The following is a 25,948-nucleotide window of genomic DNA, read 5'->3' on the forward strand; positions in this document are numbered from 1 at the left end:
TAGAAATAAAATATTTACACGTAAATTTACCTTAAATTATTTGTATTTTTTTAGTTTTGATGATTTATTTTTGTGTTCCTTAATCAATAATTTCGAAACAAATATCTATTAAAATATTATCCCTCCCCTTGAACACCACAACCCTTAAAAAAGCCGCCAACTATTGTGTTTATCAGGAACGCACGCAGGATGAAGTCCGAAAGCGATTGCAGGAATGGAAGGTTTGGGGGGACGAAGCCGAAGAAATTATCGCCTATTTGATTACCGAGAATTATTTAAACGAAGAACGATTTGCTAAGGCTTTTGCTGGAGGAAAATTTAGAGTAAAAAAATGGGGAAGACTTAGAATAAAAGCTGAACTAAAAGCTAGAAAAATGAGTAAATACATCATGGAAGTGGCCATGAAAGAGATACCAAATGACGATTATTTTACTACTGCAACTCAACTCATTGAAAAAAAACTTCACGATTTAAGAACGGAAAGCAACTACCTCAAACGCAAACAAAAAACGTTCAACTATTTGATTTCCAAAGGATATGAGTCCAATATCATTCTGGAAATCTTAAAAGATTTTGGAAAAAAAGTATCATAACATCGGCTCTTTTTTAAAATGCCGAATCATCTGTCCGTAGTCCATTTTGTGTAACAATCCATAAATGCACATATATATCCGCTTCGATTTGGTTTCGTAAGTTTTGGCAGATTCCACCCAGTTCGAATAATATCTTTGATGACCCTTTGGATACGAATTAAAAAGACCCAGTGCTTCAGGCTCTAGTTCGAGGGAAGCTAATAAATCTGCCGAAATTGGCAATTCCTCTGTTTCTGCATCCAAAGCTATTTTGAGTTTGTCTCCCACCTGTTTTTTGAGTACTTTCCTCATTTGGGCATTGAGTGGCAGTATATAATTTCCTTCTCCAATAGGCACCAGAGCCACTTGATTGAGGCTTAAAGCATCCATTTTGCCCTTTACCCGATAAGTAATTTTGGTATTTGGCTTTATTTTTTCTGCAATATCTATAGGAACTTCCACAAAAGTCCAACCAGTTTTTTCACCGTTTTTGGCGTATTTTAATATTTCAGCTTCGAATTCGACCATAGACAAAATGTATTTTTGTGCGTTAGAAAGTTAATTCTAAAAGACATGAAAGGCGTTTCATCCGAAAATTAGTCAATATTTGGTGAATTATAAATCGACAAATCCGTATTTTGCCATTTAAAACTTTAATTTTCCGCTAAATTATTTTTTGACTTCTCTAAAAAGATGCGAACCTAACTTTGTTTTGTAGATTTGTAATTTATCATTCAATAAGAATAAAAATGCTCCAGTTCTTAAAATACGTTTTGGCCACGATAATCGGAATTTTCCTGTTTTCGCTATTTTCTTTGTTATTAATTATCGGTATTGGTTCGATGATGTCAAGCAGTGAAGATGAAACCTCAGTTAAGTCAAATTCAATTTTGCAGCTTGATCTTAATACTCAAATAGCAGAAAACTCAACCAAAGAAGATCCTTTTTCTGAGATTTTTAGTAGTGGCGAAAAGAAAACAGGCTTAATTGACCTCAAAGAAGCAATTGCCAATGCCAAACTTGACCCAAACATTAAGGGAATCAGTATAAAGCTGGAGTATCCTGTAGCTGGTTTTGCTGAAATAGAAGAAATCAGAAATGCTTTGATTGACTTCAAAAAATCAGGCAAATTTGTATACACCTACGCCGAAATAATGACCGAAAAAGCCGTTTATCTTTCGTCTGTGGCCACCAAAAGCTTCTTGAACCCAGCTGGAGGAATAGAATTTAATGGCTTAGATGCTGAGATAAAATTTATGAAAGGGCTTTTTGACAAAATCGGTGTTAAACCAGTGATCTTTAGAGTGGGTCAGTTCAAAAGTTTTGTGGAGCCGTACATCAGAACAGACATGAGTCCTGAAAATAAGATGCAAGTTTCGGAATACTTAGGTTCTATTTCTAACCACATTTACACTAAAATGGCCGCCGAAAAAGGCATGACCAAAGTAGAAATAGACGAAATACTCAATAAAGCCTTGATTCAAGAGCCACAAGATGCCGTAAAATATAAAATACTTACGGATGTAGGCTACGAAGATCAATATGATGCGGCTTTGAAAAAAGCTGTCGGAATTAAGGAATCCGCCAAACTGAGCTTTATAAAACTTGGCAGCTACAAAAAAGCCAAAAAATATGTAAAAGAAGGCTCAAGAGATAACCGAATAGCGGTAATTGTGGCCGAAGGCGATATAAATTCGGGTGAAGGTGGCTCAGAATCTATAGGATCAGAGACATTTCTGAAAGAACTCAGAAAGGCAAAAAATGACAAGAAAATAAAAGCTATCGTGCTGAGAATCAACTCACCAGGTGGAAGTGCTTTGGCTTCTGACGTTATGTGGAGAGAGATTCAATTGACCAAAAAAGTAAAACCAGTGATTGCCTCCATGGGTAGCGTAGCGGCATCTGGCGGCTACTATATGGCCATGGGTTGCGATACCATTGTGGCTCTTCCAACAACCATTACGGGTTCTATCGGTATATTCGGAATGCTGTTTAATACTCAAGAATTGATGAACAACAAGCTCGGAATTACTTTTGACGGAGTTAAAACCCATGAATTTGCTGACTCACCATCGTTAACAAGAGAAATGTCAGACGCGGAGAAAATGTTGATTCAAAACTCAGTAAACAAAGGCTATGAAAAATTTACCTCAAAAGCAGCAGCTGGCAGAAAAATGCCTATTGAAAAACTAAAAGAAGTGGCTGGCGGAAGAGTTTGGACAGGCGTTCAGGCTAAAAACGTTGGACTTGTTGATGTCATTGGAGGACTGGACGACGCCATAGCCATAGCCGCAAAAAAAGTAAAACTCAAAGCTGGCGATTACCAAGTAAAATATTATCCTTATCCAAAGTCGGAATTTGAGCAAATAATGGAGAAATTTGGTAAAAGCCAAGAAGACGCTAAACTGAAGGAATATTTAGGCGTATTTGCACCAATGGCCAAAGAAATAAAATACTTACAAAACATGGAAAGGCTTCAAGCTAAACTTCCTTATCATCTGGAAATTAAATAATCAGATTATCAATTATTAACACCTCAAAAGCTCAAGGAAACTTGGGCTTTTTTTTGTGGTATAGTTTTTAATATTGGGACTTTGGATTTCTTGACACGAAGTTTCACGGTGTTCTTTTTTACATATATTTCGTTTTGAGTTTCACTGAGTTTTCGCTTTGCTCAATCGGTGATGGTGGTTGAATTTAGCAAGTTTTAAATTCTAATGATTTTTGATTTATCAATATTACTCTATCAAATTCAATTAATCGATGTGTGAATTTTATTAAAATCAAATAAAATCTTATAAGACCTTTCCGCTTGAAAATCAGCAATTTTGCCGAAATAACCATTGGCAAAAATGAAGACTCCAGATTTTACATCCGAAGAAAATACACACCTAAAGAAATTCCACAAAATAGTACAACAAAGCATCGAGGCAGAGGAACTCATTATTTACAATCTGCTCCATCCGCCTACCGAAACACTCAGTGAGGGCCAAAAAATATCCGATAAAGTGGCAAAGTTTGGTGGTAGCTGGAGGTTTATTATTTCGTTTGGAATAGTTCTAAGCATCTGGATTATTTTCAATGCCCTTATTGTGGTCAAATTCCGTTTTGATCCTTATCCGTTTATACTGATGAACCTCATTCTTTCGTGCATAGCGGCTCTTCAAGCTCCTATAATTATGATGAGTCAAAACAGGCAAGAAGAAAAAGACCGAATGATGAACGAAAACGATTATTTGATAAACCTAAAGGCAGAAATGCAAATCCGCAGTTTGCACCAAAAGATGGATTTGCTGCTGGAGGAACAAATAAAGACGCTTTTTGAGTCACAAAAAACGCAGTTGGATATCCTCAAAACCATAAGCACTAAAATAGCAAACATGTGAATATTGTAAACTTAAACTTAAATAATGTAACATAGCCAAAAGGAATTCTCCTGACTTTTGACAGAGTAAATAAACACTAAAGGCAAGCAATAAGAGCCTATCCTGCGATTGATACTTTATGAAACTGACAAAATATTGACAAAGACATGTACACCCAAAAAAGAATTGAAATTTGGATTGATGAAGATTCAGCACACCTGATTGAGTTTCGAAAATTAAGAGTGGAAACGGTAATCATTAGGGCGAGAATCAAAGAAAAAGAGAAGTTTCTACAACCAAAGGAAGAACTTATTGACGACAGCAATCTGCAGGAAAATTTCTTCAAAAAGATATCCGAGCAACTGAAAGACTTTGAAGAAATTCTAGTTTTTGGGCCTGATGATGCAAAGCAGTCATTTGAAAAATATCTCAAAATGACTATTCTCTTTGCCGACAAAAACATCATACTACAAATTGCCGACAAAATGACTGACAACCACAAACATGCCTTTGTTAACAAGCATTTTAAAACATTATCCTACAAAAAGAATGAGAAATAGTTTCAAAAAAAACTCAGATAAAAATCAGAAAGAGAATAGTCCAAGTTTTCATAAACAAAAGACTAGTAATAAATAATTATAAAACTGATATACAATGAATTACATTATTTGAAGTTATAACTGTACTTAAAAAATTTGCAGAAATATGCTCATCAAATATTTGTTATTCTCGATTCTTTTAAACATTTTTACTACTGAACCCATTGCCACCAAAAGTAAAAATCTGGAGCTATTTGAGGCGTGTAAAATCTCTGAAATGATTGATTTTGAGACCTTCAACGAATCACTAAAAGGTTTCGAAAGGTTTCATCCAAAAAAATCTATCATTACTATTGTGGATTTTAGCTTACCTTCAAGCAGAGAACGTTTTTTTGTGATAGACATCGAAAAAAAGAAACTGCTCTTTAAGTCTTTGGTGGCTCATGGAAAAAAATCAGGAGAAATAATGGCCACTTCTTTTTCTAACAAATTGGAGTCGCACCAGAGTAGTTTGGGATTTTATATGGTTGGCGGCATAATTCACAGCCCAAAACACGGCAAAGCACTGCTGCTGAATGGCTTAGAAAAAGGACTTAACGACAATGCTCTTAAAAGAGAGATAATAATTCATGGAGCCGACTATGTAAGTACGGCTTTTGTTCAACGATATGGTCATTTAGGGCGAAGTTACGGCTGCCCTGCCTTGCCAAACGACATAATCCCACAGGTAGTACCTGTGTTAGCAAATGGAAGTTTACTTTACATACATTCTTGATTTTAAAACAAAAAAGCCTTTTCTTAAATTGGAAAATGCGATTTTTAGACTATCCACAATTGTCGTTTTCAACTGTCTGTTACTCTTTTTGGCATTAATGAGTTGCAGCAAAAACAAAGCCGCTAACAAAGGTATTTTGCCCGATACGAGCATATATTCTAGTCAAAATTTCAGTGAGAAAATACTTGATAGCACTATTTTAGCCAATTTCTATCAAAAATACCACACCGATGATTCACTCCAAACCCAGATTATGGAGTTCTACAAAAGAAGAAACTACCAATACGCTTGGTTTGACAAAAATGGCATTACGGAGGCTTCTCATATTTTTTACAACCAGCTCCAGAGTTTTAGTTCCGACTTCGATGATCAATCCATTAACACAAAACTCATAGATTCTCTTATAAATATTGCTCATAATGAAGATAAAAAGGTGATATTACCCGAAAGCGAAACCCACAAAATAGAATTTTTACTAACTTCCAATTTCTTTAAATATGCCGAAAAGGCTTTTGGCGGTATAGCAAAAAACACTTTTGACCTAGAGTGGTTTGTGCCTCGAAAAAAGAAAAATTTTCAGATATTACTCGATAATATAATTTCAAACTCAAAAAGTAAAAACCTGCAATACTCTATAAACCAATACTATACAACCCTGACTTCTCAGCTAAGAAACTATAAAAGTATAGAGAAATCAGGTGGATTTCCCAAAATCGTGACCCTCAAAAAACAAATAATAATGGGCGAATCCGACACTTGCTTGGTAGCTTTGAAAGCCTATCTACTCATGACAGGCGATATTAAAACAAAAGACTCCACACTCATTTTTGACGAAAATCTAAAAACAGCCCTAAAGAATTTCCAAAACAGACATGGTTTGACTGAATCAGGAATACTTAACAAGGCAACAATAGCTGAATTGAACATACCAATTCATGACAGAATAAGTCAAATGATGGTAAATCTGGAGAGACTGAGATGGCTTCCCGAAGAAATGGAACCCAACTTTCTGCTGGTCAATATTCCTGAATTTAAGCTGCATATTTTTGAAAACGGCAAGCCTATAAGCCAAAGCAAAGTGGTGGTGGGTAAAATGGCCACCCAAACGAGTATTTTTAAAGGGCAACTCTCCACAGTGGTACTCAATCCTTACTGGGGACTCCCAAATAGTATAGTCATAAACGAAGTATTGCCCAAAATAAAGCGAAACGTCTCCTATTTGAGCAAAAATAATATTGAGGTTTTTAGTAAAAATTCGATAATAGACCCAAGAAACGTAAATTGGAACCAATACAAAACCCAGGTTCCTTATAATTTCAGGCAAAAACCTGGCAAGAATAATTCTCTGGGTAAAATCAAGTTTCTGTTTCCGAACAATTACAACATATACCTTCATGACACGCCTGCCAAAAGCCTATTTGGAGAAACCAATCGGTCGTTCAGCCATGGATGTATTCGTGTAGAAAACCCAAAAAGCCTAGCCGAATACATTCTCAGAAATGATGCTAAATGGAATTCAGAAAACATAGATAATATTCTAAAAACTGACGTAGAAAAAAGAATTACGGTAACACCTACCCTTCCCGTTTACTTGCTATATCTTACCTCTTGGGTAGCTCATGACGGTAACCTGCACTTCAGAAAAGATATATACGGTCACGACAAAAAACTGGCTTTTGAAATATTTGCAAAGGAAAAATAAACCTACTAATTGACTCAAAATTAGCATGAAACAGGAATTACCACTAGCCGCCCAAGACATAAAAGGCTTAACTTCTAGCGAGGTGCTAGGCTCAAGAGACAAAAACGGAACAAATACCTTGAACTTTAAAAAGGAAAACGGCATTTTGAGTGTCTTCAAAAGACTGGCCCAAGATCCCATGGTGATTATTCTTCTTGTAGCATCTGTCATATATTTTATCAGCAACAAAACCGCCGATGCCCTATTTTTGGCCTCTGCTATTCTTTTTCAAACCGGTATCTCATTTTTTCAAGATGCCCGCAGTGCAAATGCTCTCGAAAAACTCCAAGAGTTTATAGTTGCCAAAAGCAAGGTTATCAGAAATGGAAAAATAGAAGAAATTAAAAGTGAAAATTTGGTTGTTGGAGATGCCGTAATTGTAGAAGAAGGCACAGCTATTCCGGCTGACGCCACCATTTTACGTTCAAACGACTTTTTGGTAAACGAGTCTATACTTACGGGCGAATCTCTGGCTGTGGAGAAAGACACAAAGAACAACCAGATTTTTAAAGGCACCAATGTGGTTGGAGGCCTAGCCATAGCCCAAGTGACGGCCATTGGCAACGAAACTGCTCTCGGCAAAATTGGTAAAAGCCTTGATGGAATACAGGAAGAAAAAACACCTTTAGAAAACCAAATTGCCAATTTTGTCAAGAAAATGGCACTCACAGGCGGGGTGGTTTTCTTCATTGTTTGGGGCATTAATTATTTCAATACCTGCGAAATCTTGGACAGCCTGCTACAATCTTTAACGCTGGCTATGAGCATTTTACCAGAAGAAATACCTGTAGCCTTCACCACGTTTATGGCTTTGGGAGCTTGGAGACTAATGAAAAACGGCATAGTGGTAAAACAAATGAAAACCGTAGAGACTTTGGGAAGTGCTACGGTAATCTGCACAGATAAAACCGGAACACTTACCGAAAACGTGATGGATTTGGCCAAAATCTATGATTTCAAATCAGGTGCCATATTTGAAACCGAACAAAGCCTAACAGAAACCAACAAAAATCTCCTTCGGATAGCCATGTTTGCTTCTGAGCCTATTCCGTTTGACCCCATGGAAGTAGCCCTACACCACGCCTACATGCAATCGGCAGAAAACGATGAACGTCAGCACTTCAAAATAATCAAAGAATATCCATTGAGTGGTACTCCACCTATGATGACTCACATTTTTGCAAGCAACCGAGACCAGCTAATTATCGCTGCAAAAGGTGCTCCAGAAGCCATTATGCAGGTTTCGGGTTTGTATACCGAAGATAAAACAAGAATTGAAAAAGTCATAAAGGAGTTTTCTGCCGAAGGTTACAGAGTTCTGGGCGTTGCAGAAGCTATTTCAATTTCGAAAGATTTCCCAAAAACACAACAAGAGTTTAAATTCAACTTTAAGGGTATTTTGGCATTTTATGATCCACCCAAAAAGAACATCAACAAAGTGCTAAACAATTTTTATGACGCAGGCATAAATGTAAAAATAATCACGGGCGACAACGAGGCCACCACTGTTTCTATTGCCAAACAAATCGGTTTTAAAGGTTTCGAAAAACACATTTCTGGAAAAGAACTGATGCTTTTGTCAGAAAAAGACCTCGCCAAAAAAGTAATGGAAACACAAATATTCACAAGGATGTTTCCTGAAGCCAAACTAAAAATCATAAATGCTCTTAAGCAACAAAATGAAATAGTGGCCATGACTGGCGATGGCGTAAACGACGGCCCAGCACTCAAAGCCGCCCACATAGGCATAGCCATGGGCAAAAAAGGCTCTGAAATAGCAAAAGATGCAGCTTCCTTAATTTTAATGAATGACGATTTATCTAAAATGGTCAAAGCGGTTTCGGTAGGAAGGAAAATTTACACCAACCTCAAAAAAGCTATTCAATACATCATTTCTATACACATTCCCATTATTCTTACTGTTTTTGTTCCATTGGCTCTGGGCTGGATCTATCCCAATATTTTTTCTCCAGTCCATGTTATTTTTTTAGAATTAATAATGGGACCTACCTGCTCCATTATTTATGAAAACGAGCCGATAGAAAGAAACACCATGAAACTAAAACCAAGGCCACTAAGCGATACTTTTTTTAGCTGGAAAGAACTGACCACGAGTATATTACAAGGCTTGGCCATTACTGTCGGTACATTGGGAACTTATCAATATGCCATTCACCAAAACTTAACTGAAGCCACAACTAGGGCAATGGTTTTCACTACTTTAATAGTAGCTAACATAGTTCTCACTTTGGTCAATCGCTCTTTTTATTACTCAATAATAACAACATTAACATATAAAAATAACTTAGTACCCATCATTATAGCCATCACTTTGGGCATAACGGCTCTACTATTATTTGTAAAACCGCTTTCTCAGTTTTTCCAATTCGAAACTCCAAATATGTATCAATTAAGTTTCTGTTTAGCTTTTGGTTCATTAAGTGTACTTTGGTACGAAATAATAAAAATTCATAAAAGGAGGACACAAAAAAACCTTGTATAACATGACCATAAACCTTAATTCTATCCTAAAAAAACTCCTTGTTGTAGTATTAATTGTGGCCATCTTGATTTTTGCCAAAGGATTTCTGATGCCTTTGGTCATAGGCGGCATATTGGCTACACTGTTTTTGCCGTTTTGCAATTGGATGGAGAAAATTGGTTTTGGAAGAGCCATAGCCATTTTTATAAGTTTACTCACACTTCTACTGGTTTTTGGGTTAATCATAGCCCTACTTTCGTGGAAAATATCCGAACTTTTTACTGATTTTGATTTGCTCAAAAACCAGGCAATCAAGACTTTCAGTGAAATCCAGACTTACTTTCTTGAGCATTTTGGGATTACTCTAGAGAAACAATCACAAATATTTAAAAACGAACAGCCATCTCTCACCAGCCTAATGCAGCTTACTGTAGGTTCTTTAAAATACATTTTGACCAACATCATATTGGTGTTGGCTTATTTTTTCTTTTTGTTATACGCTCGAATTCACATCAAACAGTTTTTCTTAAAACTCACAAAAGATAAGCAACATGGAGAAATGGACCAAATACTAAAAAGTACCACCCATGTTTCGCAACAGTATTTGCTCGGTCTAACCAAAATGATTATTTGCCTTTGGGTGCTATATAGTATCGGATTCAGTATAATTGGTGTAAAAAATGCTGTATTCTTTGCCATTCTCTGTGGTTTATTAGAAATAATCCCCTTCATCGGAAACATCACTGGCACCCTTTTAACAGTACTCATAACAGCATTGCATGGGGGCCAAATTCCCCTACTTTTGGGCATAATTATAACTTACGGTATCGTCCAATTTATTCAAGGCTGGATTTTGGAGCCTTTAATTCTTGGTCCTCAGGTCAAAATAAATCCACTATTCACAATTATTGCACTCGTGGTGGGCGATTGGATTTGGGGCATCCCGGGAATATTACTAGCCATACCCATAACCGCAATGGTCAAAATAGTTTGTGACCACGTAGAACCTCTCAAGCCATACGGTTTTCTGATAGGCGACTTGGTTTCGGAAAAAAAAAGCAAAAACAGAATGCAAAAATTCCTTAGGAGTATTTCAAAATTCAGACAATAAAAGTAAACATAAAATCATAAAACGCTCATTACAAAATACTTAAAGTAATCAAACAGTCCAATTTAGAAGATTTTTAATTTCTAAAAAAAACTAAAAGCGGACTTTGTACATTTAGGGCTTTGGTTTCTGTAAATTACAAGTCATTAATAAAAAATAAAATGTCAGACTTTAGCGACCTAAAAGGAAACTGGGAAGAAACAAGAGGCAAACTCAAACAAATATTTCACACACTGACAGACGAAGATTTACGCTATATTGAAGGTAATCAAGATGAACTTTAGGGGAAAATCAGCCGCAAAGTAGGGAAATCCAACGCTGAAATTCATACTATTTTAGCTGGTCTGTAATATTTCGAAAAAATATTACCAAATACCTTAATTGGTTTTTTTGAAAAAAAAACTAATTAAGGCAAAGCAACTTTCAGCCCATTTGACTGATAAAAACCCATAAAATGGAGATTTAGTATAGGAAAATAATGTTTGATAAAACGTATCTTTGTTGCTCATTTATCAACCTTTTCATGATGCATTATCTCAGATTATTCTTTGGGACACTTTTTGTTTTTGTTTTATCAAGTCAGTTTACTTATTCTCAACCCAATAGCTCATTAAAAGGCAAAATTATAGATGCTCAGAACAAAGCACCTTTGGGCTTTGCAAGTGTTAAGATTTTCCAAAACACCAAAATGATTACCGGCAATGTAACCACCGAAAATGGAGAATTTGAGTTTAAGATCCCGGAAGGAAAATATACTTTAGAAACAGAATTTATTGGTTATAAAAAATACATTTCAGCCGAAATAAACTTAACAGGGAACACCATTGATTTAGGCGAAATTGCGATTGCTCAATCAGACAAATCATTGGATGCCTTGGTGGTGCAGGGCGAAAAAAGCTCCATGGAGTTAGCTCTTGACAAAAGGGTCTTCAATGTGGGCAAAGACTTGGCTAATGCTGGCGGTTCTGCACAAGACATTCTGATAAATATTCCGTCTGTTACGGTAGATCCAGACGGGGCCATAAAACTACGAGGAAGCAGCAACGTGAGGATTCTGATAGATGGAAAACCCTCAGGCATGGTATCGTTTAAAGGTGGGGCGGGCTTAAGACAACTGCAAGCCAGCATGATAGACAGAGTGGAGGTAATCACCAATCCATCAGCCAGATACGAGGCAGAAGGACAGTCGGGCATTATTAATATTATTCTAAAAAAAGACTCTAAACAGGGTTTCAACGGGTCTTTTGAGCTCATTGGCGGTGTACCTGACAACTATGGTTTTGCGGCCAATCTAAATTATCGACACAGAAAAATTAACTTCTTTGTAAACTACGGCTTGGCCTACAGATGGAATCCTTACCGAGGCGATACGTATCAAGAAGTGACTGCTGGCGACACCCTAAAAATACTACAACAAGACAATACCGGCGACGTTTCTGGCCTTGACAACAACATTCGGGCGGGTCTAGAGTTATATTTTTCAGAAAAAAGTGTACTTACAGGTTCTTATATGTACAGCAAGGCCGGTGGAATCAGGTACACCAGAAATGTTTACAACGATTTTTACAATACGCTCACAAATCCGCTGGGCTCTATCACCCGTATTCAAGATGAGATAGAAAAAGAGCCTCTCTCGGAGTATGTGTTGAGTTATAAACGGAGTTTTAACAGAAAAGGGCAGGAACTTACAGGCCAAATTCGATTTTTAGACCATTTTGAAAACTCTGACCAGACATTTAACCAAACAGCGGTGTTCCCAAATGGTGCTGTAGATAGTAAAAATACTCTTCTGCAAACATCTATAAATGATGAATACGAAAAGCAATATTTGTTTCAGTTGGATTATGTGCAGCCATTTGCCAAAGAAGGCAAGATGGAATTTGGAGCCAGAACTTCGCTAAGAAACATGGTGAATGATTATGTTGTAAATGACGTAATTGACGGCAAGGATATTCCAATAGAATGGCTCGACAATTATTTTATTTACGACGAAGACATTTCGGCAGCTTATGGAATTGTGTCTAATAAGTCAAAAAAACTTGGTTATCAGCTAGGACTGAGGTCGGAATGGACAAGCGTGACCACCACCCTTCAAAAAACCAACGAGGTGAATCCCCGAAAGTACTTTAATCTATTCCCAAGTGCCCATTTTACATATTCTCTTGACACCGACAACTCTCTTCAACTTAGCTATAGCCGGAGAATCCGCCGACCAGTTTATAACGATTTGACTCCCTTTTCGACCTTATCTGATAGTAGAAACTTTTTCAGTGGAAATCCAAACTTGAATCCTGAGTACAGCGATGTTTTTGAAATTGGACATCTCAAAAACTTCGAAAAGGGTTCTATAACATCATCCGTATTTTATAGAAATTCGCAGGATTTAATTTTTAACATTAGAAGTGTTAACGACCAAGGATTTTCGACTTCTTTACCAGAAAACCTAAATTCCGAAAAGTCTTATGGAGTAGATTTTACAGGCAATTATAAGCTCTTCAAATGGTGGAAAATGGATGTAAACTTCAATCTTTTCCACGCCAACATAGACGGCTCAAACATAAACGAGCAGTACGTGGCCGAAACTAACTCATGGTTTGCCAGACAGACTTCAAGGTTTACGCTCAAAAACGGCTTTGATATGCAGCTAAGGTTTAACTACGAAGCTGCTCAAAAAACGGCCCAAGGCAGTAGAAAAGCCATATATTTCTTCGATTATTCACTCAAAAAAGATATTTTGAAGAAAAAAGGATCTATAAACTTTACAGTTCTGGACATTTTCAACACCCGCTGGATGCGTACCATCAGCCAAGGGCCAGGGTTTTATACCGAAAGCAACAGGCAGTTTAGGCCAAGACAGATAAATTTGACTTTGAGTTATAGATTAAAGCAGTAAGATTTTACACGTATTTATACATTTCATTTCAGGGTGTTTGGTATTTTTGTATAATTAGACTTTCAAATGAGCCAAAAAGATACTCAAAATATTGACCTTTCAGAAACAGAGAAATCTGATTCTTTTTATCAAAATAAGGTTTTGAATGAAGGCATTTTAACTATAACCATCTTAACCAAATCTATTATTGAGTTTAAAAAACAACATCTGAAAGTTAGTCCGTTTGTTATGTCAATGAAGGGAGCTTTTCAAACAAAAGTGGATTTAGATTACAAAGAAGAATTGGTTAAAATACTATCTGACAAATATTTATAACAAACTGGTGGTAATCACTCCCGAAAATTTCCTAAAAACCATTTCTTGAAATGCAAGAATACTTCAATGTAGACCTAAATTTCTGGCAATTCCTAGTTTTTGTGGTGGTAGGTACGCTTACGGGCATCATCAACACCATAGCTGGGAGTGGTTCACTCATAACCTTGCCAGTTTTTATTTTTATGTGTGACTTGTCGCCTTCAATTGCCAATGCGAGCAATCGCATAGGTGTGTTTTTACAAAGTGTAGTAGCTACTGGCAAATATGCTCAATCCAAACCAGAAGTATTCCGTGGCTCGCTTTGGTTAATTATCCCATCGGTTTTGGGTGCTATTTTAGGCTCAAAAATTGCGGTAGATATAGATGAAAAAATGATGAACTACACCATTGGTGGTCTTATGGTTTTTATGCTCATTGTTTTGTTGTTTAAGCCCGAAAGGTGGCTCATTGAAGACAAACTTACCAAAGCCCAAAACAAAAACATCGGCACATTTGTAACTTTCTTCCTAATAGGTATTTACGGCGGTTTCCTCCAGGCTGGAGTTGGTTTTTTCTTGTTGGCTGGCTTGGTTTTGATTTCAAAATATAGTCTTACCCAAAGCAATGGACTTAAACTTGCCCTGGTGCTGGCATTTACTGCACCTGCACTTGCACTATTTATGTATTATGGCAAGGTACATTATGGCTATGGCTTGCTTATGGGTATATTTCAAGCATTCGGGGCTTGGATCGGAGTGAAGTACGTTGTGAAAATCCCTAACGCCAACCTCTGGATTTACAGACTTTTGATAGTTATTGTAGCCGCATCTGCTATTAAGTTTTTTGTCTGAAATTCGCCAAAAAAGCTTCTCAATAATTCTTGAACTGCCACCAATTGTCAGTTATAAAAGCTGACGCAGGCAAGCCTTGGCTATTTTTCAAACTTGCCTCAGAGGTATTTTTCCATTCAAAACGAGCAAAAACAGGATAAGAAATCTTTGAATTTGTCAAAACTATGGTATTGCTTTTTATTCTAACAGTTGCCTTTCTAAATTCGCCCGAAGTATCAGCTATTTCAAAGTTATTCTGGCAGTTTTTGTCACATTTGAGTTCTTGTGTATCAAAAAACAAAGTTATCTGGCCTTTTTTTGACTCATAAAGCAGCAGTTTCGGACCCGAAACATCGCCCTTATAAGCACTATAGAGACTTTTCAATGCCACATTTGCCAATCTTATTCCTACATCTTTTTTGTTTCTTGGGTGGATATCATCAATATTCCCAATGTCTGAAATCGTCACCATGGCAGTCTTTGGAGTAGTTTCTGCCATTCTTTGTGCATTTCTAAGTATTACCCCTTCTTCTGGATTTCCGTATTTGTAAGGAGCTATTTGAACATAATAAAAAGGCAACTCCTCGCCCCAAACTTTCCGCCAACTGTTGATGAGGGTGTTGAGTAATTTATCATAATTAGCTGCATTGGAAACATTTGATTCTCCCTGATACCACAAAAAACCTTTGATTTTTAAGCCAACCAATGGTGCCACCATGGCATTGTAAATTGCGGCAGTTTTCACCGGTCCCCAAGGCACCTCTTTCAAGCTCAAGGCGTCCTTGTAAAGCACAGCATCCGTTTTTATGCTTTCCTCAGGCATCCACGCTTCTGCTGGAGTACCGCCCCAAGAAGTGTTTATGATTCCGACTGGAACTTGAATGTTTTCGAAAATATGTTTGGCAAAATAATAACCTATTGCACTAAAATTCTTCATCGATTCCGGCGAGCAAACTTGCCATTCGCCAGACAAATTTTGTTGTAGAAAAAGAGCCGTTGAATGATTTACACCAAAGAACCGAATGTCGGGAAAGTTGGCCTTAGCTACCTCTGAGTTGGCATTGTCAATCCCCGAGGCCGCACTCCACTCCATGTTGCTCTGCCCAGAAACCACCCAAACCTCCCCAATGAGGATATTTTTAAGCGAAATCTCATTATAGCCTTTTATTTTGATTTCGTATGGGCCACCGTAGATCGGCGTTTCTATTTCTATGAACCATTTTCCATTGTTATCTACTTTATGGGTATACTGTTTTTCATCCCAAGAAGTCGTTATAGAAACTGGTTCGCTGGTTTTGCCCCAGCCCCAAATTTTCACTTTAGATTTCTGTTGCAAAACCATTCCAGAGTTAAAAAATGTAGGAAGAGTAATATTTGCAAAACTTGAAAAGGATGCTACCAAAAATGCCGCTAAGAATTTAAATCTCATTGGTATGGTTTTTATTTAGATTAAAGTTAAAAATGATGGATTGAAATCAAATATATTATGCAATAGCTTATTAAAAATAGGCTAAGTGAGTTTGAAAATTCGCCTTCCCTGAAACAAGTTTATGTCTATTTTATATGTTTCAAATCTATTTTTTCAAAACAACAGGACTTCCCATTTTTGCCAAAACCGCATCCGAGATATTACCTATTCCCTTATCTCCAGAATACAGAACCACTCGGTTCGAAGTCATTGGACTATCTGCTTTATTTCTGGTAAAAATATATTTAAATCCTTTCTCTTTTGCCACAGCTTCTGCAGCAGTTTTTATACTGGTTTTGATCCTTATTACTCCATCACCAGTAAATTGTTGAAGTTCCTTTTCGGCTTCTCTTTGGAAGTTTTCAGAAGCCGACTTCACCTCCTGAACTTTCTTGAGTTTTTCATTCAGTTTTTCAGTAGTAAGGGAGTCAAGGTTTTTCATACTGTTTTGGTAATCAAGAAAGAGTGTTTGATACTCAATAGCCATTTTGTTGTATGTATCCTGATATCCTTCTTGTTTCTTTTTTATGTCTTCATCGAGTTTTTTTACCTCTTTATAATTTTCAAAAATATAATCCTCGAAAATGTAACCTATCTTTGGTCCAGTTCCAGCTTTCACTGAAGCGGCTTTTGCAGGGGTTTTAGTCGTTGGTTTTTTAGTTTGTGCGTTTACCAAATTTATAGAAAGTGCTACCAAAGCAGCCAAAATAATACGTTTCATCAAGTTTTTATTAAAATTTCTCAAAAATACCGAATTCTATTTAAAATGAAAGCAAATTTTATTTAGTGAGAACCTATAGAAGGCCACTACAAACGCTTCATAACAGATTTTTTAAGGAAATATTTTTCTATTTTTGTCAAAAAACGATAGTTTGATTTTCTGAAATGATAAATTTTTTAAGATATATTATTCTCTCAATTTCATTTCTCTCTTGTGTATCAGAACCAAAAATAGTCGAAAAAGACGGAATGGTTTTGGTGGAGGGCCGTGGGAATATTAAAGATTTTTGGGTAGATAAATACCCCGTAACAGTGGCACAGTTTGAAGACTTCATCAAAGCAACAGGATACAAAACACAAGCCGAACAATTTGGAGATGCGGGATATTTCGATTTTAAAACCGGCGAATGGACACTTAAAAAAGGAGCTAACTGGCAGTTTCCGCTAGGAACAGACACCACAGCGGCACCATTAAATCATCCTGTAACGCAAGTTTCTTGGAATGACGCAGTAGCTTACTGCAAATGGGCAAAAAAAAGATTGCCTTCCAGCCAAGAATTTCTGTTTATTGAAAACAATGGACAGCCCGATTACGAAAAAACTTACACTTGGGGAAACGATTTCTTTGAAAACGACAAGTTCAAAGCCAACTTTTGGCAGGGAAATTTCCCATTGAACAATACCGTGGAAGACGGTTTTCTAACTACTTCTCCGGTTGGGTATTTCGGTTTGAACGAAATAGGACTTGCTGATGTGGGCGGCAATGTATGGCAATGGTGCAGCGATGAAAATCCGGCAAAACCCACCGAGTGGTTCCAAAGAGGTGGTTCCTACCTATGCGACCCAAAAGTGTGTCACGGATTCAAAATTGGTGGAATTTCATCATCTACCCAAGAAACTTCGTTGATGCATGTGGGTTTTAGGTGCTTTAGGGATATTTAGGGAGGTTGTTACTGGTGAATTGGTATATTGGTTCACTGGTTTATTGGTGTATTGGTTATTGGTGTATTGGTAATTAGTGTACTGGTTATTGGTGTATTGGTAATTAGTGTATTGGTGAGTCGTTTACTTGTTATTAGCACGGATATTTAGAAATTGATGAACCAGACAGCTATTTTCAGAAGTAATTGGTATTTCATTTCTAGAGAATAAGGAATGAATATTCTAAAGATGATACATTATACTTTTTGTTAATCATTCCTAAAAAAAAGAGCCTTCACCATTTGGTAAAAGCTCTTTAGGAAATTATATTCTATTCGATCACTTGTTCTTATAAGCCCTATCTAGAAATTCATATCTAGCGTCATCTACTCCTTTTTCGAGTTTCGACTCGGTGTTGATATTCATAATGGGTGGAGTTTTGTCGCCCGCTTTGGCTGCTTGCCATTCCGGTAATTTCTCACCATTTGGATTTCCAGTTTTTATAAAATTAGCAAAATAATTCAACATCGTTTCCGAAGTTTTGTAATCATCCGCCGTCCAGTCAAATTCTTTGGCCAAGTGCAAATTACCCATGCAATATTCTATCTCACTTGCGTGTGATGCTCCAACTGGTTCAGGGGCTTTAGGTGTATTTCCATCTTTTTTCAATGTACCACCAGCCAATCCTGCCACCAAAGATTTGTCTACAAATGCCGGACGAATCTTGCTAAACATGTATCTGTAAACTGCCGCTGAACTGTTGTTTCTATGCAAATCAAACCATTTCCAAGTGCTGTATGAAATAAATCTATCCGATGCCAAAGCCGTGGCCGAAAGCTCTACTTCACGCTCGTTGCTATGCGGGTACAATCTCAAAACCTCTTCAAAATCAGCAGGATACTCTTTTTTAACTCTTGTTATAAAATTCTCAGGGGTATTAGCCATGCCAAACATAAATGCTCCACCAGGTATTTCGGCGGAGTTCCAACCGACCAATAAAGGCACTTGGGCCTGCTGCTTGGCATTAAATATTTCTGGCAATGTTTTAGGCAAAAAGTATCCATCCAAAACCACTGGAAAACCGAACCTCTTAGACTCATTGTATATTTCATAAATCTCTCTGCTGCTCAAAGCTCTCAATTGCTTTAGGCTCGGCACACTCGCATTTTTGGCAAACTCTGCCCCTTGTTTCTCTGCCTCGGCCAATGTTACTGGAGCTAGCGTTGGGTTAATTCCAGCCCCACTCTCTCCTATCGCTCCGGCTATCAGACCCTTAGCTAAAGGAGAGGCCATTTGATAACTTACCGATATAGAACCTGCCGATTCACCTGCGATTGTAACTTTCTTTGGGTCACCACCAAAAGCCGCGATGTTTTTCTGAACCCACTTCAATGCCGCTACTTGGTCTAACAGACCGTAGTTACCCGAACCTTTATATGAAGTTTCGGCACTAAGCTCTGGATGAGCAAAATTACCGAAAACATTGAGCCTATAATTGCAGGTAATGACCACAATACCTTTTTTGGCCATACTTTCGCCGTCATAACGTGGCTCAGAAGCATCGCCTGCCACATTGCCGCCACCATAGAAATACAACAACACTGGCAAGTCTTTGGTATTGCGTTTGGCTGGTGTCCAGACATTTAGATATAAGCAATCTTCACTTACGCCATTCGAACGCGAATTCATATCTCCAAAAACCACTGTTTGCATTGGTCTTGGGCCAAAAGTTTTGGTCTCTTTTACACCCGTCCAGTTTTTAACAGGCTGAGGAGCCTTCCAGCGAAGTTCGCCCACTGGTGGTGCTGCAAATGGCACACCGAAATAAGTTTGAATGCCAGACTTTGTGTCGTAATTGCCCTCAATTAGGCCATTTTCAGTTTTCGCCTGTACTGCAAATGCATTTTTGTTTTGTGCTTTTAGAGAAACTATAGCCAAAAACTGCAAGGCCAAAATGCCAATTATTTTTTTCATTTAAATTTAGAAGGTTATTTATTGTCTCACTTTGTGACAATATTAATTAGTTTTATAATATTTTCCTATTTATTTTTGAAAAAAATTACCCAATTGCTGTTTTGAGCCCAAACACCTACCTAAAAAATATTGCATACGATTCTGTGGTTTTTGGTTTTTCTGGTGAAAAACTTAAAATCCTAGTCATGAAATACCACAACACCGATTTTTACGCACTTCCGGGTGGCTTTGTAAGGCTCAATGAAGACCTTAACACGGCCGTCAGGATAGGTTTAAAAGAGAGAACGGGGCTCGATAATATATTTCTGGAGCAGTTTTACACTTTCGGTAATGTGTCGAGATTTAAACCTGAAATCATGAAGCAGATTATGGAAGTAAATGGTGGAGTGAATGAAAACGTATGGATTCTTGAGAGATTTATTTCTGTGGCTTACTACGCACTTATCAATTATGACGACGTAGAACTCACCCCCGATGCTATTTCCGAATCTTGCGATTGGTATGACCTCGACAACCTCCCAGAACTCATCTTTGATCATAAAGAAATAATAAGCAAGGCTCTTGCTACACTTAGAGCTAACCTCGAAACCAAACTCATGGGTGTAAATCTTCTACCTCCTATGTTTACCATGAAAGACTTACAGAAAGTTTATGAAGCTATTTTAGACGAAAAACTTCACCGAGGGGCTTTCCAACGTAAAATACTGAGCATGAACTTGTTGAAACGCCATGAAAAGCAGTTCTCTGGTGCGGCTCATAAAGCACCTTTTTTGTATAGTTTTGAGAGATAATCGGCCAAATATTCTACAAAAAGAACACAGATTAACACAGATTAGACACGGATTCTATTTTTCAAACAAATGGAATCAAAAGCATAAGGCAGTTTGTAATCACAAAAAAACGATTATATACGTGGCAAATCCTTAAAATCCGTCCAGGCCGCCGTTTAGGTACCATAACCTATATCTTAATAAAAATCTTCTTTTTATGCATCCACCAAAGTACAAGCCATTCTAGAAACAAAACCAAAGCACCACTAACCAGATGCTCATAATGTTCTCCGAAAATCTGAGCATAGTTTTTGCCCAAGTGAACTGGTAAATTATCCGAAATAAAATAAACCAAAGTATGGGCTATCACGTAGGCGGCAATGGAATTTACGCCAATAATTTTCAAAAATTCGAACCATGAATTTCTGCCTTTTATTTCGACCAAAAAATAAAACAAAGAAAGCAACAAAAAACACCATCCTCCGCTAAATAGCACCCAAGTGGGTGTCCAGATACGCTTTACTGTTGGACAAATTCCTGAAAGATTAAGCAAAAAACCGATAACTAAAAGTGAAACTCCATAAATCAAGAATTGCCTCAATTTTTCTTTATTGCTTTTCTCAGATTTCAAGATATTTCCAGCAAAAAGTCCCAAAATCATAGTACCAAGCGTGGGAATGAAACTCAAAGTCACATAACCACCTCTGTTAAATGTATATGGTTTTTCTCTCGGAAAAAGATTCAGAAACCAAGTATCAAATGCCGCTGCAAGATTAGTGAATTTGTTCCAATGAGCAGCAAAACCACTTAAATACGGCTGCGGTTGGCCATCTTCACCCAACAAATAAAAATCAACCTTGGGAGGCGTGTAAAGTGCAAAAGCCAACCAATAACCCACCAAAATTACCGCAAAACTAACCCACTGCATTTTGGGTTTCAGAAAACCGATTAGGAATAGAATAGTATAGCCCAAACCAATCTGAGTCAAAGTATCTTCAAATGTCCAATTGGTCATGACCCTACCAGTTGACCTCAGAAATACACCCAACAAAATAAGAATAAGCGACCGCTTCAGTGTATGCAGCAAAAGTGACTTAAAATTAGCACCTTTGGCCATTCTACTGGCTATAGAAAAAGGCAAAGCCACCCCCACCAAAAAACTAAATGAAGGCTGAATGAGATCGTGAAGTGAGCAACCCACCCACTCTACATGTGATTGATGGAAAGCCAGAAAACTCCAAAATTTACTATCGGGAATGGCTTCGGAGACTTTTGAAAACTCAAGTACTTCGGCCATCATTAGGAACATCACAAAGCCACGATATATATCAACGGCGTGATTTCTTTGGGTTGAGGTTTGATTCATTTTAAGATTTTTTAGGGTTGAATTGTTAGTAAAAATAATATCGAATCGGCTATAATTCTATTTTTTGACCCGTTTCTACCCAAGCAAATCCTTTCATCTTCAAATCTTTTCTCTCTTTTGAATTGGGTTGTAAAATAGGATTGGTGTGATTCAGGTGAATAAATTTCACCTTATTCTTTTCATTTTTTGGCAACTCTGATAGCAATTCTACGGTTTCCGTAATAAACGGATGCGGAACTTCGCTCATCGGTCTGGCAATTTCTCCATCCTTATAAAACGTTCCATCTAAAAGTAGGACATCATTCTCTTTTACAACTTCAAGTAACTTTCTATCCCACTTTTGCCATTTGTCTATGTCGGGAATGAATATCAGACTTTTATCTTTTGTAATGATTTTATAACCAACAGTTTCTGAAAATTCGTCGCGGTGCGGCACTCGGAAAGGCATTACTTTTAATCTCTCATTTAAAACAATAACTTCAGCTTCCTCCATTCTACGAATCCCGACATTTTGAATATTCACCAACTGACTCCAAGGGCCATTATTTTCGAGAAAATCTTTCATTTTAGGCATTGCAAAAACCTTTACTTTACTACTTCCCATCACTTCTCGGCCCAAATGCATCAAACCCGTGTAGTGACCAATATGAGCATGGGTGAGAAAAATACCATCCAAAGGTGTTGAACTTCCTGTATGGTTATTGAGCAAATGAAGTTGCTCTGGGAAATCCGGAGTAGCATCGAAAATCCATTTTTGCTTAGATATGGGATCAATCAAAGCAAGTGAGGAAACACCTTCGTGAGGTATTTTATTTTCCCAAACCGATTTGCAACATTCCTTTTTACATCCAGCTTGTGGAAATCCGCCATCCTGAGCCGTTCCAAGAACCAAAATATAGGGTTTCTGTGCTGAAACCTCTTGGTTCGCAAAAATGAAAAAGATGATAATTTGCAGAATTAATCGCATCCAATTGAATTTAATGTCAAATTAGAATAATTTTTCAAGAAAAAACCCTTAAAATTGTTGAAACCTTCAAACGAACTATGAAACGACTTCTATTTATCTTATTTTCTTTTGTTTTCATTCCTTCTTTTTCTCAAAAAATCCTTTCCGAAAAAGAAAGAGCAGCAGTGGTTGACGAAATTCTGGAAGACAGAATGACCAATCTTTTACCCAAATTGATGCGAAAAGCTGGTATCGACATGTGGATCATCATCGGTAGAGAATACAACGAGGACCCTGTCATGAAAACTATGCTTCCATCGGTTTGGCTTTCAGCTCGTCGGAGAACCATCATGGTTTTTATGGACAAAGGCGAAAAAGAAGGTGTGGAACGTTTGGCCATAGCAAGATATGACGTCGGAAATTTGCTCAAAGGTGAATGGGACCTCAACACCAACCCCGACCAATGGGATGCCTTGGTAAAACTCATAAAAGAGCGTGACCCGAAGAAAATTGGACTAAATTTCTCGAAATATTATGCTCACGCAGATGGATTGACCTTTACAGAACATTCAGAATTCCTCAAGAAATTACCTTCGGAGTATCATTCAAAAATAATTTCAGCATCAGATTTGGCCGTAAATTGGCTTGAAACCCGCACGGAAAGAGAAATGGTGATTTACCAGCAAATTTGTAAAATTTCGCATGAAATAATAGCCGAGGCCTTTTCTGACAAAGTGATACAACCAGGAGTAACCACCACCGACGATGTGGTTTGGTGGATGCGACAAAAAGTGACCGACTTGGGTTTAGAAACGTGGTTTCACCCTACAGTGGATGTACAAAGATACGACCCTGAGAACTTTGACCACCTAAGAACATTCTCAAAAAGACCTGAAAAACAAGTTATTATGCCAGGTGATTTACTTCATTGCGATTTTGGCATAACCTATTTACGTTTAAACACTGACCAGCAGCAACATGCCTACATTTTGAAACCTAGTGAAACCAAAATTCCTGACCATTTGGTGAAGGCTTTTGCTCAAGGCAACAGACTGCAAGAGTGCCTAACAGAAAACTTCAAAGCTGGAAAAACAGGAAATGAAATATTGGCTGATGCTTTGGCTCAATCCAAAAAAGAGGGAATAAACGGCACAATTTACACCCATCCGATTGGTAACCATGGACATGCCGCTGGCCCAACCATAGGCATGTGGGATAACCAAGGCAAAACCATCGGGCCGGGGGACTATCCACTAAACCCAAATACAGCCTATTCTATTGAACTTAATGCTGCAGTCCAGATACCAGAATGGAAAAAGACCGTAAGAATCATGCTGGAGGAAGACGGTTTTTTTGACGAAAAAGGGAATTTCAGATACATTGATGGCAGACAAAAAGAGATTTATATGATTCCGAGATAATTAATTAATACCTAAAGATATTCAACCCATGGAAAGAAGAGATTTTTTAAAAAATGCAGGACTTGGTTCGGCTGCGATTGTTTTACCAAAGCCTGTTATTCAAGCCGAAACCAACTTAAAACCACGAATAAAACTCAGTGTGTCGAGTTATTCCTATTGGCATTTTAAGGGTGATAAGTTTCCGATAGAAAAAGTGATAGACGATGCTGCCCGAATGGGTTTGGATGGGATAGACATTTTGCACCGACAAATGGAAGGGGAAGACAATACGTACATCCAAAAAATTAAGCGTCATGCATTCGAAAATGGCATAGCACTTACTTGTTTGTCAGTTCATCAGGGTTTTGTGTATCCTGATTCCACCGAACGAAAAAAACACGTCGACCATACCCTTCATTGCATAGAATTGGCCGCCAAAATGGGCATTCCCTGCTTGCGACTAAATACTGGTAGATGGAACACTATAAAGTCTTTTGATGATTTCATGAAAGCTCGAGGAATAGAACCAGCCATGCCGGGCTATACCGAAGATGATGCTTTTGGTTGGTGTATAGATGGCGTGACCCAGTGTGTAAAAAAAGCGGAAGAATTGGGCGTTTTGTTGGCTCTAGAAAATCATTGGGGACTTGCCGCTACCCCACAAGGAATGATTAGAATCCACAAAGCCATCAATTCGCCATGGTTACAATTGTTGATGGATACGGGCAATTTCTTGGAAGATCCTTACGATAAACTCGAAATGATAGCCAAAGATACCTGTTTTGTTCAAGCCAAAACCTATTACGGTGGTGGAGTATGGTATAGTCTGGATTTGGATTATGAAAGAATCGTAAAAATACTCAACAAGGTCAATTACCAAGGCTATATTTCCATCGAATTTGAAGGTAACGAAGCTGCAGAATCTGGTGTTAGAAAAAGTGTAGAAATGTTGAGGAAGTATATTTAGAATTCAGAATTAAATGCTGCGAATGCACGAATGATTTTTTCAAAAAATTAATAATCAAAACCTTAAATTCGTGCACTCCTGGCAAATTCTTAAAACTCTATCGGAATAGTCACTGCTGTTTTATCCCAACCGATATGCATATCAGTTCCTTTGGTTTCGCTTTTGGTAAATACTATGGAAAGATTTTCTAGGCTCTCATTTAAGGCTTTCGTTTTAACCTTAAATCGCATTACATCTTTGGCTTCCTTGTAGTCATAATCGCCCCAAATATCAGTTTCAGAGTTTAAGATAATGGTCCATTCGTCAGCTGTTGGAATTGCAAAAAGACTGTAAACGCCTGCTTTTACTTTTTTGCCATCAATTTTTACATCTTTAAAAAATTTGATTTCGGTAGCCTCATTAGCTCCAAAACGCCAAACTTTGTCATAAGGCACCAACTTTGCACCAAAAACTTCACGGTCTTTCTTGGCTGGTCGAGAATACGTAACTCTTACAAATGCTTCTTTACCCACCTTTTCTGGGGCAAATTTGATGTCGTGGGCAAAATTGTCTGGATAATAGGCCATATCCATTGGGCTTTTATCAAGGCCTCTGAATTTTTGGGCTTGGGTATTTAAAAGAAATGCAAACGAGCATACCAAAAGAATAAGGTGTCTTTTCATGTTATTTTTTTTATTATTCAAATATCAGAAATTTCAGCGAAATAACTGATTTAGGCGAAACAATCTGCAAAAAGAATTGACAACGACAGAAATACTAATCAACGTTTTTTTCTTAATTTGAAGTCAATAATAAAACAAGCTCAAAAACCGCTATG

At 37.5% G+C, this 25,948-nt stretch carries 23 protein-coding genes; 16 read left to right on the top strand and 7 right to left on the bottom strand.

Annotation, left to right across the window (positions count from 1 at the left end):
• Window positions 1-128: 128 nt before the first annotated feature.
• A complete protein-coding gene (locus EGI26_RS20050) occupies window positions 129-593 on the top strand; it encodes a regulatory protein RecX (RefSeq protein WP_255080856.1) in 465 nt (154 codons plus the stop codon).
• Here EGI26_RS20050 and EGI26_RS20055 read toward each other — a convergent pair.
• Window positions 588-1,100 carry a YdeI/OmpD-associated family protein gene (locus EGI26_RS20055; RefSeq protein WP_255080857.1) on the bottom strand — a complete coding sequence of 171 codons (513 nt, stop codon included), beginning with the start codon at window positions 1,098-1,100 and terminating at the stop codon, window positions 588-590. The genes EGI26_RS20050 and EGI26_RS20055 overlap by 6 nt on opposite strands.
• Before the next feature lie 221 nt (window positions 1,101-1,321).
• Here EGI26_RS20055 and sppA point away from each other — a divergent pair, with 221 nt between their 5' ends.
• The 11 genes from sppA to EGI26_RS20110 all read left to right on the top strand — a co-directional run bounded on the left by sppA (window position 1,322) and on the right by EGI26_RS20110 (window position 14,620).
• Window positions 1,322-3,085 carry a signal peptide peptidase SppA gene (gene sppA, locus EGI26_RS20060; RefSeq protein ID WP_255080858.1) on the top strand — a complete coding sequence of 588 codons (1,764 nt, stop codon included), beginning with the start codon at window positions 1,322-1,324 and terminating at the stop codon, window positions 3,083-3,085.
• A 339-nt stretch (window positions 3,086-3,424) separates the two neighbouring features.
• Complete coding sequence (locus EGI26_RS20065) at window positions 3,425-3,958, top strand: DUF1003 domain-containing protein (protein WP_255080859.1); 534 nt, start codon at window positions 3,425-3,427, stop codon at window positions 3,956-3,958.
• 146 nt (window positions 3,959-4,104) lie between these two features.
• Window positions 4,105-4,497, top strand: coding sequence for a hypothetical protein (locus EGI26_RS20070; protein WP_255080860.1), 393 nt, complete (start codon window positions 4,105-4,107; stop codon window positions 4,495-4,497).
• Window positions 4,498-4,642: 145 nt separating this feature from the next.
• Window positions 4,643-5,251, top strand: a complete 609-nt coding sequence (locus EGI26_RS20075; RefSeq protein ID WP_255080861.1) for a murein L,D-transpeptidase catalytic domain family protein — start codon at window positions 4,643-4,645, stop codon at window positions 5,249-5,251.
• A gap of 97 nt (window positions 5,252-5,348) precedes the next feature.
• Window positions 5,349-6,953, top strand: a complete 1,605-nt coding sequence (locus EGI26_RS20080; RefSeq protein WP_255080862.1) for a murein L,D-transpeptidase — start codon at window positions 5,349-5,351, stop codon at window positions 6,951-6,953.
• A gap of 25 nt (window positions 6,954-6,978) precedes the next feature.
• Window positions 6,979-9,495, top strand: a complete 2,517-nt coding sequence (locus EGI26_RS20085; protein WP_255080863.1) for a cation-translocating P-type ATPase — start codon at window positions 6,979-6,981, stop codon at window positions 9,493-9,495.
• 1 nt (window position 9,496) lies between these two features.
• The gene (locus tag EGI26_RS20090) at window positions 9,497-10,585 is read left to right on the top strand and encodes an AI-2E family transporter (protein ID WP_255080864.1); all 1,089 of its coding nucleotides are present in this window, start codon (window positions 9,497-9,499) and stop codon (window positions 10,583-10,585) included.
• 158 nt (window positions 10,586-10,743) lie between these two features.
• On the top strand, window positions 10,744-10,866 hold the full coding sequence (locus EGI26_RS20095) for a hypothetical protein (protein WP_255080865.1): 123 nt from the start codon (window positions 10,744-10,746) through the stop codon (window positions 10,864-10,866).
• Between the two features lie 194 nt (window positions 10,867-11,060).
• Window positions 11,061-13,475: an outer membrane beta-barrel family protein gene (locus tag EGI26_RS20100; protein WP_255080866.1), complete on the top strand. Its 2,415-nt coding sequence runs from the start codon at window positions 11,061-11,063 to the stop codon at window positions 13,473-13,475.
• Window positions 13,476-13,541: 66 nt separating this feature from the next.
• Window positions 13,542-13,790, top strand: a complete 249-nt coding sequence (locus tag EGI26_RS20105; protein ID WP_255080867.1) for a hypothetical protein — start codon at window positions 13,542-13,544, stop codon at window positions 13,788-13,790.
• 50 nt (window positions 13,791-13,840) lie between these two features.
• Window positions 13,841-14,620, top strand: coding sequence for a sulfite exporter TauE/SafE family protein (locus EGI26_RS20110; protein WP_255080868.1), 780 nt, complete (start codon window positions 13,841-13,843; stop codon window positions 14,618-14,620).
• Between the two features lie 19 nt (window positions 14,621-14,639).
• Here the strand turns inward: EGI26_RS20110 and EGI26_RS20115 are convergent, their stop codons facing one another.
• Window positions 14,640-16,028 (bottom strand): sialate O-acetylesterase, encoded by a 1,389-nt coding sequence (locus EGI26_RS20115; RefSeq protein WP_255080869.1) that lies wholly within the window; start codon window positions 16,026-16,028, stop codon window positions 14,640-14,642.
• A 145-nt stretch (window positions 16,029-16,173) separates the two neighbouring features.
• Window positions 16,174-16,788 carry an OmpH family outer membrane protein gene (locus EGI26_RS20120; RefSeq protein ID WP_255080870.1) on the bottom strand — a complete coding sequence of 205 codons (615 nt, stop codon included), beginning with the start codon at window positions 16,786-16,788 and terminating at the stop codon, window positions 16,174-16,176.
• Between the two features lie 164 nt (window positions 16,789-16,952).
• Here EGI26_RS20120 and EGI26_RS20125 point away from each other — a divergent pair, with 164 nt between their 5' ends.
• Window positions 16,953-17,729: an SUMF1/EgtB/PvdO family nonheme iron enzyme gene (locus EGI26_RS20125; protein WP_255080871.1), complete on the top strand. Its 777-nt coding sequence runs from the start codon at window positions 16,953-16,955 to the stop codon at window positions 17,727-17,729.
• Window positions 17,730-18,047: 318 nt separating this feature from the next.
• Here EGI26_RS20125 and EGI26_RS20130 read toward each other — a convergent pair whose 3' ends face one another.
• The gene (locus tag EGI26_RS20130) at window positions 18,048-19,682 is read right to left on the bottom strand and encodes a carboxylesterase/lipase family protein (protein ID WP_255080872.1); all 1,635 of its coding nucleotides are present in this window, start codon (window positions 19,680-19,682) and stop codon (window positions 18,048-18,050) included.
• Window positions 19,683-19,867: 185 nt separating this feature from the next.
• Here EGI26_RS20130 and EGI26_RS20135 point away from each other — a divergent pair, with 185 nt between their 5' ends.
• The gene (locus tag EGI26_RS20135) at window positions 19,868-20,473 is read left to right on the top strand and encodes an NrtR DNA-binding winged helix domain-containing protein (RefSeq protein WP_255080873.1); all 606 of its coding nucleotides are present in this window, start codon (window positions 19,868-19,870) and stop codon (window positions 20,471-20,473) included.
• A 169-nt stretch (window positions 20,474-20,642) separates the two neighbouring features.
• On the opposite strand, the gene EGI26_RS20140 is transcribed toward EGI26_RS20135, so the two are convergent.
• Window positions 20,643-21,818, bottom strand: coding sequence for an acyltransferase family protein (locus tag EGI26_RS20140; RefSeq protein ID WP_255080874.1), 1,176 nt, complete (start codon window positions 21,816-21,818; stop codon window positions 20,643-20,645).
• 49 nt (window positions 21,819-21,867) lie between these two features.
• A complete protein-coding gene (locus tag EGI26_RS20145; protein ID WP_255080875.1) occupies window positions 21,868-22,785 on the bottom strand; it encodes an MBL fold metallo-hydrolase in 918 nt (305 codons plus the stop codon).
• Window positions 22,786-22,862: 77 nt separating this feature from the next.
• Here EGI26_RS20145 and EGI26_RS20150 point away from each other — a divergent pair, with 77 nt between their 5' ends.
• Window positions 22,863-24,185, top strand: a complete 1,323-nt coding sequence (locus tag EGI26_RS20150; protein WP_255080876.1) for a M24 family metallopeptidase — start codon at window positions 22,863-22,865, stop codon at window positions 24,183-24,185.
• Between the two features lie 28 nt (window positions 24,186-24,213).
• Window positions 24,214-25,131, top strand: a complete 918-nt coding sequence (locus tag EGI26_RS20155) for a sugar phosphate isomerase/epimerase (protein WP_255080877.1) — start codon at window positions 24,214-24,216, stop codon at window positions 25,129-25,131.
• 89 nt (window positions 25,132-25,220) lie between these two features.
• Here EGI26_RS20155 and EGI26_RS20160 read toward each other — a convergent pair whose 3' ends face one another.
• Window positions 25,221-25,793 carry a DUF2911 domain-containing protein gene (locus EGI26_RS20160; RefSeq protein ID WP_255080878.1) on the bottom strand — a complete coding sequence of 191 codons (573 nt, stop codon included), beginning with the start codon at window positions 25,791-25,793 and terminating at the stop codon, window positions 25,221-25,223.
• Window positions 25,794-25,948 lie beyond the last annotated feature (155 nt).

The sequence above is a fragment of the Lacihabitans sp. CCS-44 genome (genome assembly GCF_024343735.1).
Classification (GTDB): Bacteria; Bacteroidota; Bacteroidia; order Cytophagales; family Spirosomataceae; genus Leadbetterella.